The sequence below is a fragment of the Agrobacterium sp. P15N1-A genome, from assembly GCF_044626815.1.
GTDB classification, from domain to species: Bacteria; Pseudomonadota; Alphaproteobacteria; order Rhizobiales; family Rhizobiaceae; genus Agrobacterium; species Agrobacterium leguminum.
In genome coordinates this window covers 354,721-371,276 of the sequence record NZ_JBIUPF010000003.1, presented here as the reverse complement: position 1 = coordinate 371,276, position 16,556 = coordinate 354,721, and the positions used below count along the sequence as shown (strand labels likewise).

Sequence of the window (16,556 nt, the reverse complement as noted above, 5' to 3'; positions counted from 1 at the left end):
TATTACAATAAACGATTAACACTAATACTTGTCATTTTAATCAAATTTTACATATCGCGACTTCGCGCTCCCGCCCCTTGCTCAAACAATGTCGGTCAGCACCTGTGCCGCAACAGTAAAGCGGCGCGGGAAACTTTATTAACCATCCAAATATAAGATATTGCTTAATTAGGGACCGGAGATGCGCATGCGGGTGGGGGGATATATCGCGCTTGTTCTCGGGCTTGCCTGCGCCTACGGCGCGCGGGCGGGGGAAAAGGCCGATGAACACAATGTCACCTATAAATCCGGCATTGCTTATGACAGCAATTATTTCGCCGACACCAACCGGCTGAGCGCGATTTCGCTGCGCGCCGGCTTCGGGCTCAATGGCAAGATCGCGCTGGAGGGGGCTGAGCTGCGCTATTCGCTCGAGCAGGAAGAGGTTCGCCTGCCCCGCTATCGTTTCGCCGATGAACATAACACCATCGCGGCACTGGGGCTGACGAAACGATTTTCCGAAAAGCTGGAATGGGCCCTTGAGCTGCGCGGCACCCGCAGCGATGCCGGCGATATTTTCCTGCACCTGCCGGAAGAAGACATTGGTTACCGGCAGCTGGATCACAAGCTGGAGGCGTCTTCCCAGCTCGGCATCCTCGCCCTTGGCGGCAAGAACACGCTGACGGCAAGCCTCGCCAGCCTGATGAAAGGCAAGGCGCGGTTCCGCCCGGCCTATTTCCTGCCCACCCGACTGGAAGCGAACGAGGCGCTTTTATCGCTGAAGGCCGAACATGCACGATCGCTCGGTGGCGGCGAGGCCGGGCTGACGCTTGCTTACGACCGCATCGCCGTGCCTGAGGGACAGCAGGAAAAATATGAACGTTTCCCGGCGAACACGCTGCGAGGTTCTCTGGCCTATGGTTACAGGTTCTCCGACCGTTTCGCGGTTCTGGCCGAAGCGGGCTTCACATCCATTTCCGGCGATGAGATCAGCGACAAGGTAAAGCGCACCCGCCCCTATCTGCGGGCCGAGGCCGAGGTGAAAGCCACCGAGCGCATCGCCTTCGGCGCGGGCTTTTCGCAGGACTATGCGCTTTTCGACCCGGATGACCCGATTGCCGAATTCCATCGCCGCTTTCAATTCGTCATGAAAAGCAGGCTCACCGAAAAGGTGGGGCTCGATCTTGCGCTGCACCGGGTCCACAAGGACTGGATCTATTATAATTACGATACCAGCGAGCGCCGGCTGGTCGCGACGCTTTCCTTCGATACCGGCAAGAACAGCAAGCTGGAAGTGGAGTTCAACCGCCTGCTGCATGGCGAGCGCGATACCGATCTTGCCTATAGCGGCTCCAGCATCACCTCGCGTTTCAGCGGCACCTTCTGAAATTTAACGTCAGCCCGCGCGAAGGATCAGCCGCATCAGGTCGAAATTCGGTCCCAATTTCTGCTAGAGTCAGACCTTCCAGATTCGAAGGCAGGACAGACCGGATAATGAACAGACGCTTTTTGCTCCTCGCGGCCGGCCTTGCCTGCGTTCCCGTCGCCGCGGCGGCGCATCCGCATATCTTTGCCGAAGCCCGCATGGAAATCGTCGAGGGGCCGAACGGCACCGTTCAGGAAGTGCGCAATATCTGGCGTTTCGACGAGATGTTCTCGGCAAGCGTGGTGATGGATTACGACAAGAACAGCGATCTGAAGCTCGACAAGGACGAGCTGGCCGAAATCGGCAATACCGTCCTGGAATCGCTCGCCGAATATTCCTACTACACCTTCATCACCGCCAATGGAAAACCGGTGGAATTTTCCAAGCCCGAGGCCATTCACGTGGACTATAAGGATCAGCAGATCCTGATGTTCTTCTCCGTGAAGCCGGCCAAGCCTCTGGCCGTCAAGGGCAAGCTCAGCTTCGGCGCCTGGGATCCGACCATGTATACGGCGATCGATTTCGCCAAGGATGGCGATATCGCCACGCAGGGCAAGGATCTGAATGCCTGCAAGCATCATGTCGTCCGTCCCGATCCCGACGAGGTGATCTCGCAGAACCAGGGCACGCTCACCGACGCCTTCTTCAACGATCCGACCGGCACCGACATGACCAAGCTCTTCGCCACCCGGCTGGAGGTCTCATGCTGAGCCGCAGGGCCGGCCTCTTCGCCGTCGCCATCGGCCTCATTGCAGTGGCCGGTGCGGCCCATGCGCAATCGCCGCTCGGCATCGGATCGGCCGAACCTTCCTTTTCCGTCGGCGGCCCCTTCGCGCCGCTGATGCAATGGATCAACGTGCACCAGCAGATGTTCTACCGTGCGCTGACCGGCGCGCTGAAGGCCATGCGTGAGGATGGCTGGGCGCTCAGCTCGCTGATCGGCCTCTCCTTTGCTTATGGCGTTTTCCACGCCGCCGGCCCCGGCCACGGCAAGGCGGTCATTTCGTCCTACATGATCGCCAATGAAACGCAGCTGAAACGCGGCATTCTCATTTCTTTCGTCTCGGCGCTCATTCAGGGTGCGGTCGCCGTCGGCCTCGTCGGTGCGGCCTGGCTGGTGCTGCGCGGCACCTCCATCACCATGACGAAGGCCACGCAGGCGATGGAGATCGCCAGCTTCGCCATGGTGGCGCTGTTCGGCGCCTGGCTGCTGGTGCGAAAACTCTGGTCACTGCGCATCCGGCGCGAACCTGTCGCGGTTTTCGCGGCGGCAGGTGAAACCTCGGCCGGCAGAACCACCGGCATGGGCACTGGCCTCCGGTTTCAGGGCAAGCCGGTTTTTGCCGATCACGACCATGACGGCACAGGCGATCTCTGCGCCGCCTGCGGCAAATCCCATGCGCCGGATCCGATGCTGCTGAAGGGAAAGAACTTCAGCCTGCATGAGGCATGGTCAGCCATCATCGCGGTCGGGCTCAGGCCCTGCTCGGGCGCGATCATCGTCATGAGCTTCGCGCTTCTGAACGGGCTTTATCTCGGCGGCGTGCTCTCCGTCCTCGCCATGTCGCTCGGCACGGCGATAACGGTATCGCTGCTCGCCATCATGGCCGTCTCGGCAAAGGGCCTCGCCGTGCGTTTCGCCGGCCCCGGCAGCCGCAGGGCAGCCGGCATCAGCCATGCGATAGAGATCGCCGGTGCGCTGTTCGTGCTCATCATGGGGCTGTTGCTGCTCGGCGCGTCGCTTCAGCTCTAACCGTCACGGCGACGCTGGTAACGGGCGCGCAGCCAGAACAGCAGGAAGAAACACAGCACCGCCACCGTGCCGAAGGCAGCGGCGAGCCAGGGCGAATAATCGCCGAGCCACAGCATGATCTTCGGCATGACGAAGAAGACCAGCCCGAAACCGACGATGATGAGGGCGGCGGCGATGGCCGGCGACCAATCCTTCTTGCCGGGGCTCGGCTTTTCAGGCGCCGGGTTTTCAGACATCGGCAAACTCCGCACGGATATCCTCAAGCTTGCGCTTCTGCGCGCCATCGGCCGCAAAATTCTCCGGCGCAAGCCAGGCTTCGAAGGCCTTGCCGATCAACGGCCATTCGCCGTCGATCATGGAAAACCACGCCGTATCGCGATTTTGCCCCTTCGAGATCATATGCTGGCGGAAGATGCCCTCGAAGGTGAAGCCGTAACGCTTCGCCGTTATCTTGGAGGGCTCGTTTTCATTGTGGCATTTCCACTCGTAACGGCGATACCCCAGATCCTCGAAAACATGTTTCGCCATCAGGTAATGCGCCTCGGTGGAAAGAGGCGAGCGCTTCATCTTCGCGCCATGGGCGACGGAGCCCACCTCGACCACGCCATTGGCGGGATCGGGCCGCATATAGCTCGCCATGCCGACGATATCGCCGGTGGCGTTTTCAACGAAGACCAGCGTGACCCAGTTGAGCTTCTGCCCCGCGCCGATGAGCCAGTCGCCAAAGGCGTCGGCATCGGGAAAGGCATTTTGCGGGAAATATTTGAGCAGCGCATTCACGCCCTCACCGCCAAGTGCGGCCCAGAGCCTCGCAAGATGTTTTTCGCGATCGAACGGCTCCGCCGTCACGTAACGGCCCTTCAACACCACCGGCTGCGGCGGCGGACATCCCTTGAAATCACTCAGATCGCGCATTCTCTTCCCCATTTGCTGGGAGAAGGATTAGGGCAAGCGGGGCGGGATGACAACAGTGCATGTGGGGTGGGATGCGGTGGCCCTGGCGGGTGTGGCTCACCCCCCTCTGCCCTGCCGGGCATCTCCCCCTCAAGGGGGGAGATCGGCCAGAAGGAAACGCTCGCTCACTCGCAACGTTGGAGATGGCCAAGAGGTCGCCTCGCGTCGATCTCCTCCCTTGAGGGGGAGATGCCCGGCAGGGCAGAGGGGGGTGAGCCACACCCGCCGAGGCTAAACGCCTACCTCAAACCTTCGCCGCCACCACCGTCGCCTCGATATGGTCGACCAGCGCATCCGGCAGCCCAAGCCGCCCGGCCAGAAGGTCGAGATAGCCCCGCTCCGCCCGCGTATCCGCCTCGATGGCAAGCCGCGAGGCGGTGTAAAGCTCCACCTTCTGCTCTTCCGTGCGGGCGGCAGCCACCAGCGCATCGATGTCGAGCGGATCGGCCAGTTCCTTTTCGAGGAAACGCTCGGCTTCGCTATCGAGGCCGGAGACCTGCACCTTGTCCATGATGTTGGCGCGCTCCTTCTCATCGATATGACCGTCCGCCTTGGCGGCGGCGATCATCGCCTGGATGAGCTTCAGCGCAAAATCGTTGGAAAGGGCTGGCGATTGCGGATGGAAGGCGGAATCGGCGGGCGGGGCGAGAAGCTCCGGCTCGGGTTTCGGCGCGGCTTCAGGCGCCTGGCCGGACTTGTAATTCTTGTAGGCGAGGTAACCGAGACCGGCGATGGCGGCGACACCGCCAATGGTGGCGACATTGCCGGCGAGCTTGCGGCCGGTCTTGGTGCCCAGAATGGCGGCGGCGAGCGCGCCGGCCTTGAGCGGATTATTCTTGGCGATATCGGCGGCCTGCCCGGCTCTGTCACGGACGCTTCCCGAAAGGCCCGGCACCTGCGAGCCGAGGAATTGTTCAAGAAGCTTCTTGGCGTCGAACATCAAAATCTCCTGTAGAGGTCAAATCTACAGGGGAGATAGGAAGCCGTGGGCCGAATACAAATGTCAAACCCGCTCACGCCTTCGTGAACGGGTTTGACAGAATGCAAATCAGGCGCGCAGTGCGGCGGCTTCGGCGGCGAGCCTGGTGATGCCCGCCCAGTCACCCGTCGCTACCAGTTCGCGCGGGGCAACCCAGGAACCGCCGACGCAGACGACGTTCGGCAGGGAGAGATAGTCATTGGCGTTCTTGAGCGACACGCTGCCGGTCGGGCAGAAGACCGTGCCGGCGAGCGGCGAGGACAGCGCCTTGAGATAAGGCGCGCCGCCAGCCTGTTCAGCGGGGAAGAACTTCAGCACCTTGTAACCCTCGTCGCGCAGCGCCATGACTTCGCTTGCGGTGGCCGCACCCGGAAGCAGCGGCACTTTGGAACCGCGCGCGGCTTCCAGCACGCTTTTATTGATGCCGGGGCTGACGATGAAGGTGGAGCCGGCTTCCGCCGCCGCTTCGAAATCCTTGGCGTTGAGAATGGTGCCGGCGCCGACATTCGCGCCCTCCACTTCCGCCGCAACCGCGCGGATGGCATCGAGCGCCGCCGGTGTGCGCATGGTGATCTCGATCGCCTTCAGGCCGCCTGCGACCAAAGCGCGCGCAAGCGGCACGGCGGAAGCGGCATCATCCACGATCAGCACCGGCACGACCGGCTGGAGCTTGAGGATGGAGAGCAGTTTTTCGGAGTCCTGGGCCAAGATGAGCCTCCCTTGCGCAATTGAAACGATTGAAATTCCGTCTACCGATTAGCCTGCCTCGGCTTTCATGTCGAGGCGCGCCAGCCGCATTTTTATCCAGATACTTCAATCAATTCGCTTCATCACACTATCATATTGCGATAATCTGGCGCCCCAGTTTGCGGAGACAGCATGGCCAAGGAAATTGAACGGAAGTTTCTTGTTGCAGGCGGTGAATGGCGCAATGAGGTCACGCATAGCATGGCTTTCCGGCAGGCATATGTCGCCTCGATGGAAAACCGCTCGGTCCGCGTCAGGATCGTCGACCAGCGCGATGCGACCCTGACCATCAAGATCGGCGCGAGCGCGCTTGTCCGCGACGAATATGAATATTCCATACCCCTCAAGGACGCCGAGGAGCTGATGGCGAGCGCACCGGGCGTGGTGATCGAAAAAACCCGTCACACCGTCGATCATGGCGGCTTCACCTGGGAAGTGGATGTTTTCGAAGGGAAATATCACGGGCTGGTGGTGGCGGAAGTGGAAATGAACGACGAGAATGCGGATCCCGATCTGCCGTCCTGGCTGGGCCGGGAAGTCACCGGAGACAAGCGCTTCTCCAACCAGTCGCTCGCCATGGACTGTCCGAACGGAGACTTGCCGGATGCCCTTCAGAATTGATCCGAAAAAGCCCTTCGATAACGAAATCCGTCGGGCCGGGCTGGAGCTGATCGACGATACGGTCACGATCCTTCGCGACCAGCCGTCCGGATCGCACGAGGCCGTGCACGACGCCCGCAAGCGGTTCAAGCGGCTGCGCGCCCTCTATCGCCTCATCCGCAAGGCGGCGCCGGATTTCGGCCGCGAGGAAAACGCCCGTATTCGCGATATCGCCCGCTCCCTCGCCTTTGCGCGGGACGCCACGGCGCTGGTGGAGACGGCGGAATATCTCGAGGCCTTCGCCCGCTCGGACGCGCAGGGCGAAGCGCTGCGGTCGATCACCGCGATGCTGCGCGCGCGCCGCGACGACGCGATAGAACATGAGGCGGGTCTCGACGAGGCCATTGCCGCCGCCATTGCCGGCTGCGGGGAAGCGCGCAGGAAGCTTGAGGACCTGTCGCTACCGGATGCTTTGAAAGACACCGCCCGGCTGCTCAGAAGCGCCTGGGCGAAACAGCGAAAAAGGGCGCGCAAGGCGCTCACCGATTGCCACGAGCAGGCCGACGTCGAGCATTTCCATGAATTGCGCAAGTCCGGGCAGGCCTATTGGATGCATCTTGGCCTGATGCGCCGGCTCTGGCCCTCCGCCATGCGCGCCAAGCGGGCCGATACCAAGCGGCTGGTGGATATTCTCGGCCACGAGCACGATCTCTCGGTCCTCGCCGCCGTCGCCGACCGCGAGCCGGACCGTTTCGGCAATGGCGAGCGGCTGGCCCTGCTGCTCGATGCCATCATCGAGCGGCAGCAGGCGTTGCGCACGGAAGGCCTTGCGCTGGCGAACGAGGTGTTTTCCGAGTCCGCCCGCACCGAAAGCCGCATCGTCGGCCTGTTGTGGCGGCAGGCGGCCAAGTAGGCCAAACGCCACTTTCGGCGCTCACCCACCTCCGTCATTCCGGCCTTGAGCCGGAATCCAGCCAGCCCAAGTCCTTGGGCTGAAAAGACTCATCCCGCCGCGCAGACGCGCGTCGGCTGGATTCCGGCTCAAGGCCGGAATGACGGAGGCGGCAATGCAACACCCTGTTGCCTGCACACGGCAGCAGGAGTGACAGGAAGCCCGCAAACCCTCCCGATTTGACGATTTTCAAAATACCCGGAACCGCTGATAAATATTGCTTTGCGGCCGCCGTCGCTGTATTTCAGCGCCCATGACCGACACGACCATTCTCCCCCGCCCGGAAGTCTCTGGTGATTTCCTTGTGGCCGCGCTTTATCATTTCGCCCGCCTGCCGCGGTTCGAGAGCCTGCGCGAGCCGTTATTCGCGCTCTGCCAGGAAAACGGCGTCAAGGGCACGCTGCTGCTTGCCGCCGAAGGCATCAACGGCACCATTGCCGGGCCGGATGCGGGTATTCACGCCGTGCTCTCCTTTCTGCGCGCCCAGCCGGAATTTGCGGCACTGGAGCACAAGGAAAGCCGCGCTTCGCACATGCCTTTCGTGCGGCTGAAGGTGAAGCTCAAGAAAGAGATCGTCACCATGGGCGTGCCGGATATCGATCCGAACCGCATCGTCGGCACCTATGTCGAGGCGCGCGACTGGGACGAGCTGATCTCCGATCCGGATACGATCGTCATCGACACCCGCAACGATTACGAGACCGCCATCGGTATCTTCAAGGGCGCGGTCGATCCGCAGACGAAAACCTTCCGCGAGTTTCCCGACTGGGTGAAGAACAATCCCGGCCTGCACAACAAGCCGAAGATCGCCATGTATTGCACCGGCGGCATTCGCTGCGAAAAGGCCACCGCCTTCATGAAGGAACAGGGTTTCGACGAGGTCTATCACCTCAAGGGCGGCATCCTGAAATATCTGGAAGAAGTGCCGGAAGAAGAGAGCCTGTGGGAAGGCGCCTGCTTCGTGTTCGATGAGCGCGTCTCGGTGGTGCACGGCCTTGCCGAAGGCGACCACCAGCTCTGCCACGCCTGCCGCAACCCGATCACGCCGGAAGTGCGCCTGTCCCCCAAATTCGAGGAAGGCGTGTCCTGCCCGAGCTGCTACGAAGACCGCAGCGAAGAGGACCGCCAGCGCTTCCGCGACCGGCAGCAGCAGATCGAACTGGCAAAGAAGCGCGGCGAACGGCATCTGGGGCGGTAAGCCGGGTCGGCTATCGGCATTCAGAGTAGGATTTCGATTGAGCGGCTCCCGCGTATTTCTTCTCTCCGCCGGGGAGAAGTCGGCGGCAGCGGGATGAGGGGGCAAGCTCTCCGAAATCCGGCAGCGTGGCCCCCTCATCCGACCCTTCGGGCCACCTTCTCCCCGGCGGGGAGAAGAAATGGGCCGCACCTTCAGGTGATCAAGAATGGGTGGAAGTAATCAGCCTCACGCCCCTGCCCGCAACGCAAAAAGCGGCGCATCCTGCCCGTCCAGCATGGCGGTGATCTCTTCCGCCGCGACCGGTTTCGAGAACAGGTAACCCTGCAATTCATCGCAGCCGCACAGATGCAGGATGGCCGCCTGCTCTTCCGTCTCCACGCCTTCGGCCGTCACCGGAATATCGAGCGACTTTGCCAACGCCACGGTGGCCTGCAGCATTTCCAGCGACCGGCCGCCCTTGTCGAGCGCCATGATCAGCGAACGGTCGATCTTCATGCGGTCGAAACCGAAGCGGCGCAGATAACCGACGCTGGCGAAGCCGGCGCCGAAATCGTCGAGCGCTATATGCAGGCCAAGCTGTTTCAGCTTGTCGATGGCCGCACTCGCCCGTTCCGGATGCTGGATGAAATAACCTTCCGTCATTTCCAGCCGCAGCCTTTCGGGCGGCGTCTGCGTCGCGTCGAGAATATCGGCCACATGGCCGGAAAAGGCCGGATTGCGGAACTGCACGGGAGAGATATTCACCGAGAGCTTGATGGACGGCCATTGCTGCGCCGTCTCGCAGGCCTTGTGCAGGACGAGAAGGCCGAGCCGGTCGATAAGGCCGCTGGTTTCGGCAGCGGCGATGAAGATATCCGGCGGGACGAAGCCATATCCCGGCCGCTGCCAGCGGGCCAGCGCCTCCACCCCGGTAATACAGCGCGTGGCGGCGCTGACGACCGGCTGATAGACCACCTGTATTTCGTCGTTCAGAATTGCGGAGCGAAGATCGGCTTCGAGCTGCAGCTTTTCCTCGCGCAGCGCATCCATCTTCAGCTCATAGGAAACGTAACGCCCGCGCCCGTTCTCCTTGGCCTGATACATGGCCATATCGGCACGCCGCAGCAGCTCCTCGCCATTTATGTCGCCGGCACGGGAAACCGAGGTGCCGATGCTGCAACCGATGCTCGCCACCCTTTCACCGATGCTGAAAGGCTCGGTAAAGAGTTCGAGAAGCGCCAGACACAGTTTGCGGCCTTCGGCCCAGACGTCGTTGCCCTGAATGGCGATGGCGAATTCGTCGCCGCCGAGCCGCGCCAGCACCGCGCCTTCCGGCACCAGCACCCTGAGCGCCGCGGCCACGCCCTTGATCAGCCGGTCGCCGGCGGCGTGGCCGTAGGAATCGTTGATTTCCTTGAAACCGTCGAGATCGAGATAGAGCAGCTTGATATCCGTCTTGTCATGGCGGCCCCTGTCGACCATGCGGTTAAGCCTGGCGAAAAGCCCGGCGCGGTTGCTGAGCCCGCTCAGCCGGTCGCGCAGCGCCTCCTCCCGCGCCGCCGCCTCATCCGCCTTCAGGCGGTCGAGCGTGGCCGAACCGATGATGAGCAGCACCAGAAAAAACGTGCCGGCAATGCCAAGCGCGGTAAAGACGACCGGCCGAGCCTCATGAAAGCTGATGTCTCCCGGCAGGTGCGAGCGCCAGACGAGCCGGGCCAGCACCTCCCCCAGCGGATTGACGATATCCACATGGTTGGCGGCAAGCCCGTCGCCATATTGCAGTTCCAGACCGTCGATGACGTAATTGCGGGCAAGCTTGTCCACCGTCGCCTGCTTGAGATGACGGGCGAAAACCAGGTAACGCCGCTCCGCACCGACCGGCGGCAGCGCCCCGGACTTCATCCGCACGAGCGCAACCCCCGCGGCGGCGATACCATCGCCGGTCTTGACGAAGCCGGTCATCTGCGAGGTGATGCCCGGACGCATGGAACGCACGCGCTCGATCATTTCCCTCAGGCCGCCGGCAAAATAGGCGTCCGGCTTCCATGCCACCGGCTTGCCGTCCTGATAGGCCATGCGGACCTTGCCGTCCTCATCGATGACCACGGCCGTATCGAAGAGATCGTTATTGACCGTCATCTCGCCATAATTGCTCGCCACCCAGTCGAAACGATCAGGAGCATAGACATATTCGGCGGCGTCGTCCCAGGCGGCGTAGTCGTTCAGCGTCGCGCCGAGCTGTTCGCGAAAGGTGACGAGGGCGCCCGCCGTCGTCTCGCGCGAACGGGCATTGTCGAGCAGGTTGGCCTTTTCCCGGACCTGGCTCAAGGCGGATAAAACCAGCGCGGTGACGATGAGAAGCACCAGCGCGAAGGTGGACAAGACAACGCCCACGGCGGTTCTGCGCCCGACCGGCAAATAGTCCCCAATGTTGCGCGGCGCAATCCGCATAAAATCCCCTTCGAAAGCATCATCTTCCGAAGGAAACATTCAAAAGCGGTTAAGCCGCATTGTGGCCCCGCCCCAAAAAACTACGGGTATAAAACGACAGTCTGGCGGAGGCGCTGAAAAATCCTTCCCTGAAATGCACGGGGTTTTTCATGGAAGGTGGATTTGCACACGCCTTCAAAAGAAAAACCTCCCCCGCGAACGGGAGAGGTCGTGACTTTTCAGTGCCGGAGCGGCTTACCAGGACGGGATGACCGTGCCGTTGTACTTTTCCAGAATGAATGCCTTCACTTCCGGGCTCTGGTAGGATTCAACCAGCGTCTTCACCCATGGCTTGTCCTTGTCCTGCGCACGAACGGCGATGACGTTCGCGTAAGGGGACTTTTCGCTTTCGATGGCGATGGCGTCCTTCTTCGGGTTCAGGCCGGCAGCCGTCGCATAGTTGGTGTTGATGACCGAAGCGTCGGTATCGTCAAGCGAGCGCGGCAGCTGGGCGGCGTCGAGTTCGACGATCTGGATGTTCTTCGGGTTTTCGGTGATGTCGGCAGGCGTTACCTTGAGGCCGGCCTCTTCCTTGACCTTGAGCACGCCCTTGGAAGCGAGAACCAGCAGCGCGCGGCCGCCATTGGTCGGGTCGTTCGGAATGCCGACGGTTGCGCCGTCCTTCAACTCGTCGAGGTTCTTCACCTTCTTCGAATAAACGCCCATCGGGGTGGTGATGGTGGTGCCGACGCTGACGAGATCGAACTTGCGGTCAGCGATCTGGTTGTCGAGGTAAGGCTGGTGCTGGAAGGAGTTGGCCTGCAGCTCGCCATCGGCCAGCGCCTGGTTCGGCACGACATAGTCGGAGAATTCGACGATATCGATATCGAGACCCTTGGCGGCCGCGATCTTCTTCACCTGCTCCATGATCTGCGCGTGTTCGGCGGGGGTTACGCCGATCTTGATCGTCTCTGCCAGCGCCTGACCGGCGGTGAAGAGAGCGGCGAGCGAGGCCGCGAGAATGAGTTTCTTCATGGTGTCTCCTTGGGTTGTTATTATAAACGCAGTTAATTCTTCCGGGTCCGCTTGTCGAAGCTGCGGGCCAGCCTGTCGCCGGCGCTCTGCACCAGCTGCACCAGCACGATGAGCACCAGAACCACGACCAGCATCACATCCGGCATGAAGCGCTGGTAACCGTAGCGGATGCCGAGATCGCCCAGCCCGCCGCCGCCGACCGCGCCGACCATGGCCGAATAACCGATGAGGCTGACCAGCGTGAGCGTGAGCGCCAGCGTGATGCCGGGCTTCGCCTCGGCCAGAAGCACCTTGGTCACGATCTGCAGCGGCGTGGCGCCCATGGCACGGGCGGCCTCGATCAGGCCCTTGTCCACCTCGCGGATCGCCGCTTCCACCAGCCTTGCGATGAAGGGCACGGTCGCGACCGTCAGCGGCACGATGGCCGCGCTGGTGCCGATGGAGGTGCCGGCGACGAGGCGGGTGAAAGGAATGATCGCCACCACCAGAATGATGAAGGGCGTGGAGCGCGCGGCATTCACGACGAGGCCGAGAATCCGGTTGGTAATCGGCGCCGGAAACAGCTCGCCCTTGCCGCTGGTGGCAAGGAAAACACCCATGGGCACGCCGATCAGCGAGCCGACGATGCCGGCAACGGCGACCATGTGCAGCGTCTGCAACAGGCCCTTGGAAAGAAGGCTGAACAGCATATCAGGCGACATAACCGAGCACCTCCGTGTGAAGACCGGTCTCAGCATAAAAGCGATTGGCGCGGGCGGTGACATCCGCCGAAGCCGGATAGGAGACGACCAGCGAGCCGAAGGGCTGGCCGGAAATTTCCTCGATGGTGCCGGCAAGGATGTTCACGTCCGGGCCGATTTCGGCGACGAGGCGCGCCGTCAGCGGCTGGAAGGCCGTCTCGCCGAAGAACACCAGACGCACCAGAACACGGTCGCCTTCCGTCGCCTGCGGTTTCAGGCCCGAAGTGACCCAGTGCGGCAGCTTCACGCCGACCGAGGACGACAGCAGGCTGCGGGTCGTCTCGTGTTTCGGCGCGGTGAAGATATCGAAGGTCGTGCCTTCCTCGACGATCAGGCCCCTGTCGATGACAGCCACCTGCGAGGCGATGGTCTTCACCACCTCCATCTCGTGGGTGATGAGCAGCACGGTGAGCCCCAGCTCGGCATTGATGCGCTTCAGCAGTTCGAGAATGGATTGCGTCGTTTCCGGATCGAGCGCGGATGTCGCCTCGTCGGAAAGGAGCAGCTTCGGCTGGGTGGCGAGCGCGCGGGCAATGCCGACACGCTGCTTCTGGCCGCCGGAGAGTTCCGCCGGATAACGCTTCGCCTTGTCCGAAAGGCCGACGAGATCGAGCAGCGGCGCGACCCGCGTTTCGATCTCCTTCTTGCCCATGCCGGCGATTTCGAGCGGCAGGGCCACATTGTCGAAAGCGGTGCGCGAGGACAACAGATTGAAGTGCTGGAAGATCATGCCGACGGAACGGCGCAGCGTGCGCAGGCTCTTCTCATCGAGCGCTGCGACATCGACGCCATCGACGACCACGCGGCCGGTCGAGGGCTTTTCAAGGCCGTTGGCGAGGCGGATGAGCGTGGACTTGCCCGCACCGGAGCGGCCGATGATGCCGGTGATGGAGCCTTTCGGCACGACATAGTCGATACCGGCAAGGGCTGCGAAGCCCGGCTTGCCGCCCGTGCCGCCAAAGGTCTTGGTCACGCCTTCAAACGTGACCATAGGCTCCTTTGCCGACCCTTCAGGGACCGCCTGTTCTTGGCGCGCGGGGGATGCCGCGCTGGATGGAAAACTCATTGTAAACTCTGGGAATGCGTGACGGATCGGGTCTCAAAAAATCCTGTTGCGGTGCTGAACCGCTCTCTTCATGCAGCCTTCGGGCACATTCGATGACAGCTGATTTTCCGGGTCATTTCGTCAGGCTTTCACTCAGAAATGCCGGGGATCGGCAATTCGATGGCGCATACTTGCCCGCACACGCCACCTTTTAACAGGGATGTTTTTTCAATTATCTGAAAAGAGAGAAAAAATCTACCGCAAAGCCGCGTATGCAGCCCTGCGGCAGTCCGGAGCATTTTCGCGTTCTTCGAATCGCGAAAATGCTCCAGCTCTTTGTGTGCCGCATTTCCGGACGGAAAACCGGATTCCACTTTTCCTGGAAATGCTTTAGCTTTTGCGAGCGGCGTAAAATCAGACGCGGCTGACGAATTCATCGGCCGGGCGGCGCACCTTCTTCAGGCTCACCAGCCAGTCGCCTTCCGGCTGGCGATAACCGAGCGGCAGGATGGTGACGGAGCGCAGGCCCTTTTCACGCAGGCCGAGGATTTCATCGAGCTTGGCAGGATCGAAACCTTCCATCGGAGTCGAATCCACACCCTCAAAGGCAGCCTGGGCCACGGCCATACCGAAGCCGATATAGGCCTGACGGGCGGCGTGCTCGAAATTCACCTGCTGATCGCGCTGCGGATAAGTGGAAAGCAGCATCTGGCGATAGGCTTCCCAGCCTTCATTCTTGATGCCGCGTTCTTCGTTGACCAGATCGAACATATGGTTGATCCGCTCTTCGGTGTAGTTGTCCCATGCCGCAAACACCAGCAGATGCGAGCCGTCTGTCACCTGCGCCTGGTTCCAGGCGATTTCGCGGATTTTGGCGCGCACTTCGGGATCGGTGACGACGATCACCTCGAAGGGCTGAAGACCGCTGGAGGTGGGGGCAAGCCGCGCCGCCTCGACAATGCGCTCGACCTTGTCTTCCGACACGGCCTTGGAAGGATCCATTTTCTTGGTGGCGTAACGCCAGTTGAGTTTTTCGATAAGCATGTTCGTTTTCCCTGGGAGGACCAACCCGCCCTGCCCCTTGGACGCCAGAACGGGTGCTACGCCTTCGTAGCCCGTCTGACATAGGAGGCGGGACGGCGCGTGCAAGCAGGCACCGCGGGGTAACCGATAAAAAAGTTTGGAAAACTGATAATAAGTGGAAAGAACTTTATTGCGTGACCGCCCTGCATCGTCTCAACCGAGGATCTAATCACGTTGAATAAGCAGAGAGCAGATCCTTGGAACAGGCCCGAGGATGACGAAGGATATTTTTACGTTGCCGACAACCCGAGGGGGATGAATCTCCCTCAACCCCGAACGATTTCTTCCGCCGTCATCGCCACGCTGAGAACATGATCGTCCGTGCCGTGCAGGCCGGAAAGCAGCAGGCCGACCGGCATGCCCGCATCGCCCGTTCCACAGGGGATCGAAACACCGCAGAGATCGAAAAAATTGCCGATCTGGGTGTTGCGCAGGGTTTTCGCATTCATGGCGAAAAAGGCATCGTCACTCTCGAGAAGCGGCGCGACCTTGGCCGCGACATGCGGCAATGTCGGCGATACCAGCAGTTCCTGCCTGCCAATCATGCCGGAAAACGCCGCCGTCATGTGTTCGCGCGCCTCGATGATGGCGATATAGTCAGGCATGGAAATATTCGCGCCAAGCTTCGTTCGTGCCACCACGCGCGGATCCATGCGCGCGGCGTCTGCACCTTCCAGCCGGCTCTTGTGCAGGGCGAAGGCTTCCGCCGTCACCAGCGCGCCCTTTTCCTTGATAAGATCGAACAGTTCCGAAAAAATCGGGAATGTCTGCCGCCGCACCGAGGCGCCGGCGCGGACGAGACGTTCCACCGCCTGCTCGAAAGCGGCTGCGACGCCATCCTCGATGCCATCGAGAAAGACCGTTTCCGGCACCACCAGCGACAGGCCGGAAAGAGGCGCGCGGGTGAGATCGGCAGCCACCTTGCCGCGCATGGCGGCATCCACCCAAACAGCATCCTTCACGGTATGCGTGAGCGAGCCGAGCGAATCGAGGCTCTTCGCCAAGGGATAAACGCCGTGCATCGAATAACGGCCACGGCTTGCCTTGTAACCCACCACACCGTTGAAGGCGGCGGGAATACGCACCGATCCGCCGGTATCGGTGCCTATCGCCACCGGCACCAGGCCGGCAGCGACCGCGACGCCCGCACCCGACGAAGAACCTCCCGGCAGGCGGTGACCATCCGTAGAAGCAGGATTGCGTGGCGTACCGTAATGCGGATTGATGCCGAGACCGGAAAACGCGAACTCGCTCATATTGGTGCGGCCGATGCAGATCATGCCCGCCTGTTTCAGCGCCGTCACCACGTCCGCGTCGCGCGATGCAGGCTTATCGTTGGCAAGCACCGTCGACCCCGCCGTGGTCGCCATGCCTTCAAGGTCAAAGAGGTCCTTCCAGGCCACCGGAATACCATCGAGCACACCACAGGAGCGGCCATCGCCAATGCGTTTTGCCGCGGCTTCCGCCTCCGACATCGCCCGCGCTGCCGTCAACTCGATAAAAATAGCGTGATCGTCCTCTCTCCCGACCGCATCCAGCGTCTCTTCTACTAGGGCACGCGGATCAAGATGGCCGCTCTGGAGGAGAACGGAAAGCTGCGCGATGTTTTTGCCTTTATGAGCCATGATATCTTCCCTGAAAACGGCATGTTACGCG

Annotated in this window: 17 protein-coding genes; 6 read left to right on the top strand and 11 right to left on the bottom strand. The window is 61.5% G+C overall.

Features of this window, described 5'->3' with window-relative positions:
- Positions 1–187 precede the first annotated feature (187 nt).
- The 3 genes from ACIK7D_RS13585 (at position 188) to ACIK7D_RS13575 (ending at position 3,158) form a co-directional block, all read left to right on the top strand.
- Positions 188–1,366, top strand: a complete 1,179-nt coding sequence (locus ACIK7D_RS13585; protein WP_127755870.1) for a hypothetical protein — start codon at positions 188–190, stop codon at positions 1,364–1,366.
- A gap of 107 nt (positions 1,367–1,473) precedes the next feature.
- Entirely contained in the window at positions 1,474–2,115 is a 642-nt protein-coding gene (locus ACIK7D_RS13580; RefSeq protein ID WP_164865297.1) for a DUF1007 family protein, read from the top strand.
- Complete coding sequence (locus ACIK7D_RS13575; protein WP_137453974.1) at positions 2,109–3,158, top strand: nickel/cobalt transporter; 1,050 nt, start codon at positions 2,109–2,111, stop codon at positions 3,156–3,158. The genes ACIK7D_RS13580 and ACIK7D_RS13575 overlap by 7 nt, the downstream gene beginning before the upstream one ends.
- Here ACIK7D_RS13575 and ACIK7D_RS13570 read toward each other — a convergent pair.
- The 4 genes from ACIK7D_RS13570 to ACIK7D_RS13555 form a co-directional block, all read right to left on the bottom strand.
- Entirely contained in the window at positions 3,155–3,394 is a 240-nt protein-coding gene (locus ACIK7D_RS13570; RefSeq protein ID WP_127755867.1) for a hypothetical protein, read from the bottom strand. The genes ACIK7D_RS13575 and ACIK7D_RS13570 overlap by 4 nt on opposite strands.
- A complete protein-coding gene (locus ACIK7D_RS13565) occupies positions 3,387–4,073 on the bottom strand; it encodes a GNAT family N-acetyltransferase (RefSeq protein ID WP_127755866.1) in 687 nt (228 codons plus the stop codon). Before ACIK7D_RS13565 ends, ACIK7D_RS13570 begins: the two co-directional genes overlap by 8 nt.
- 283 nt (positions 4,074–4,356) lie before the next feature.
- Complete coding sequence (locus ACIK7D_RS13560) at positions 4,357–5,052, bottom strand: tellurite resistance TerB family protein (protein ID WP_004445183.1); 696 nt, start codon at positions 5,050–5,052, stop codon at positions 4,357–4,359.
- A gap of 108 nt (positions 5,053–5,160) precedes the next feature.
- Positions 5,161–5,799 (bottom strand): 2-dehydro-3-deoxy-phosphogluconate aldolase, encoded by a 639-nt coding sequence (locus ACIK7D_RS13555; protein ID WP_077984065.1) that lies wholly within the window; start codon positions 5,797–5,799, stop codon positions 5,161–5,163.
- Between the two features lie 171 nt (positions 5,800–5,970).
- Here ACIK7D_RS13555 and ACIK7D_RS13550 point away from each other — a divergent pair, with 171 nt between their 5' ends.
- The 3 genes from ACIK7D_RS13550 to ACIK7D_RS13540 all read left to right on the top strand — a co-directional run bounded on the left by ACIK7D_RS13550 (position 5,971) and on the right by ACIK7D_RS13540 (position 8,588).
- Entirely contained in the window at positions 5,971–6,459 is a 489-nt protein-coding gene (locus tag ACIK7D_RS13550; RefSeq protein ID WP_065655372.1) for a CYTH domain-containing protein, read from the top strand.
- Positions 6,443–7,351: a CHAD domain-containing protein gene (locus tag ACIK7D_RS13545; protein WP_127755865.1), complete on the top strand. Its 909-nt coding sequence runs from the start codon at positions 6,443–6,445 to the stop codon at positions 7,349–7,351. The genes ACIK7D_RS13550 and ACIK7D_RS13545 overlap by 17 nt, the downstream gene beginning before the upstream one ends.
- A 292-nt stretch (positions 7,352–7,643) precedes the next feature.
- Complete coding sequence (locus ACIK7D_RS13540) at positions 7,644–8,588, top strand: rhodanese-related sulfurtransferase (protein ID WP_400156555.1); 945 nt, start codon at positions 7,644–7,646, stop codon at positions 8,586–8,588.
- A gap of 225 nt (positions 8,589–8,813) precedes the next feature.
- Here ACIK7D_RS13540 and ACIK7D_RS13535 read toward each other — a convergent pair whose 3' ends face one another.
- The 7 genes from ACIK7D_RS13535 to ACIK7D_RS13505 form a co-directional block, all read right to left on the bottom strand.
- Entirely contained in the window at positions 8,814–11,057 is a 2,244-nt protein-coding gene (locus tag ACIK7D_RS13535) for an EAL domain-containing protein (protein ID WP_164865296.1), read from the bottom strand.
- Positions 11,058–11,252: 195 nt separating this feature from the next.
- Entirely contained in the window at positions 11,253–12,032 is a 780-nt protein-coding gene (locus ACIK7D_RS13530) for a MetQ/NlpA family ABC transporter substrate-binding protein (RefSeq protein WP_004433407.1), read from the bottom strand.
- 32 nt (positions 12,033–12,064) lie between these two features.
- Positions 12,065–12,733 carry a methionine ABC transporter permease gene (locus ACIK7D_RS13525; RefSeq protein ID WP_127755862.1) on the bottom strand — a complete coding sequence of 223 codons (669 nt, stop codon included), beginning with the start codon at positions 12,731–12,733 and terminating at the stop codon, positions 12,065–12,067.
- Complete coding sequence (locus ACIK7D_RS13520) at positions 12,723–13,763, bottom strand: methionine ABC transporter ATP-binding protein (protein ID WP_127755861.1); 1,041 nt, start codon at positions 13,761–13,763, stop codon at positions 12,723–12,725. The genes ACIK7D_RS13525 and ACIK7D_RS13520 overlap by 11 nt, the downstream gene beginning before the upstream one ends.
- Before the next feature lie 203 nt (positions 13,764–13,966).
- On the bottom strand, positions 13,967–14,254 hold the full coding sequence (locus ACIK7D_RS13515; protein ID WP_400156554.1) for a hypothetical protein: 288 nt from the start codon (positions 14,252–14,254) through the stop codon (positions 13,967–13,969).
- The gene (locus tag ACIK7D_RS13510; RefSeq protein WP_127755859.1) at positions 14,232–14,861 is read right to left on the bottom strand and encodes an NAD(P)H-dependent oxidoreductase; all 630 of its coding nucleotides are present in this window, start codon (positions 14,859–14,861) and stop codon (positions 14,232–14,234) included. The genes ACIK7D_RS13515 and ACIK7D_RS13510 overlap by 23 nt, the downstream gene beginning before the upstream one ends.
- A 305-nt stretch (positions 14,862–15,166) precedes the next feature.
- Positions 15,167–16,525, bottom strand: a complete 1,359-nt coding sequence (locus tag ACIK7D_RS13505) for an amidase (protein WP_400156553.1) — start codon at positions 16,523–16,525, stop codon at positions 15,167–15,169.
- Positions 16,526–16,556 lie beyond the last annotated feature (31 nt).

Excerpts from the sequence above, each read along its gene's own strand:
- ACIK7D_RS13585 (WP_127755870.1), top strand. The coding sequence starts at position 188 with ATGCGGGTGGGGGGATATATCGCGCTTGTTCTCGGGCTTGCCTGCGCC.
- ACIK7D_RS13580 (WP_164865297.1), top strand. The coding sequence starts at position 1,474 with ATGAACAGACGCTTTTTGCTCCTCGCGGCCGGCCTTGCCTGCGTTCCC.
- ACIK7D_RS13575 (WP_137453974.1), top strand. The coding sequence starts at position 2,109 with ATGCTGAGCCGCAGGGCCGGCCTCTTCGCCGTCGCCATCGGCCTCATT.
- ACIK7D_RS13570 (WP_127755867.1), bottom strand. The coding sequence starts at position 3,394 with ATGTCTGAAAACCCGGCGCCTGAAAAGCCGAGCCCCGGCAAGAAGGAT.
- ACIK7D_RS13565 (WP_127755866.1), bottom strand. The coding sequence starts at position 4,073 with ATGCGCGATCTGAGTGATTTCAAGGGATGTCCGCCGCCGCAGCCGGTG.
- ACIK7D_RS13560 (WP_004445183.1), bottom strand. The coding sequence starts at position 5,052 with ATGTTCGACGCCAAGAAGCTTCTTGAACAATTCCTCGGCTCGCAGGTG.
- ACIK7D_RS13550 (WP_065655372.1), top strand. The coding sequence starts at position 5,971 with ATGGCCAAGGAAATTGAACGGAAGTTTCTTGTTGCAGGCGGTGAATGG.
- ACIK7D_RS13545 (WP_127755865.1), top strand. The coding sequence starts at position 6,443 with ATGCCCTTCAGAATTGATCCGAAAAAGCCCTTCGATAACGAAATCCGT.
- ACIK7D_RS13540 (WP_400156555.1), top strand. The coding sequence starts at position 7,644 with ATGACCGACACGACCATTCTCCCCCGCCCGGAAGTCTCTGGTGATTTC.
- ACIK7D_RS13535 (WP_164865296.1), bottom strand. The coding sequence starts at position 11,057 with ATGTTTCCTTCGGAAGATGATGCTTTCGAAGGGGATTTTATGCGGATT.
- ACIK7D_RS13530 (WP_004433407.1), bottom strand. The coding sequence starts at position 12,032 with ATGAAGAAACTCATTCTCGCGGCCTCGCTCGCCGCTCTCTTCACCGCC.
- ACIK7D_RS13525 (WP_127755862.1), bottom strand. The coding sequence starts at position 12,733 with ATGTCGCCTGATATGCTGTTCAGCCTTCTTTCCAAGGGCCTGTTGCAG.
- ACIK7D_RS13520 (WP_127755861.1), bottom strand. The coding sequence starts at position 13,763 with ATGGTCACGTTTGAAGGCGTGACCAAGACCTTTGGCGGCACGGGCGGC.
- ACIK7D_RS13515 (WP_400156554.1), bottom strand. The coding sequence starts at position 14,254 with ATGAATTCGTCAGCCGCGTCTGATTTTACGCCGCTCGCAAAAGCTAAA.
- ACIK7D_RS13510 (WP_127755859.1), bottom strand. The coding sequence starts at position 14,861 with ATGCTTATCGAAAAACTCAACTGGCGTTACGCCACCAAGAAAATGGAT.
- ACIK7D_RS13505 (WP_400156553.1), bottom strand. The coding sequence starts at position 16,525 with ATGGCTCATAAAGGCAAAAACATCGCGCAGCTTTCCGTTCTCCTCCAG.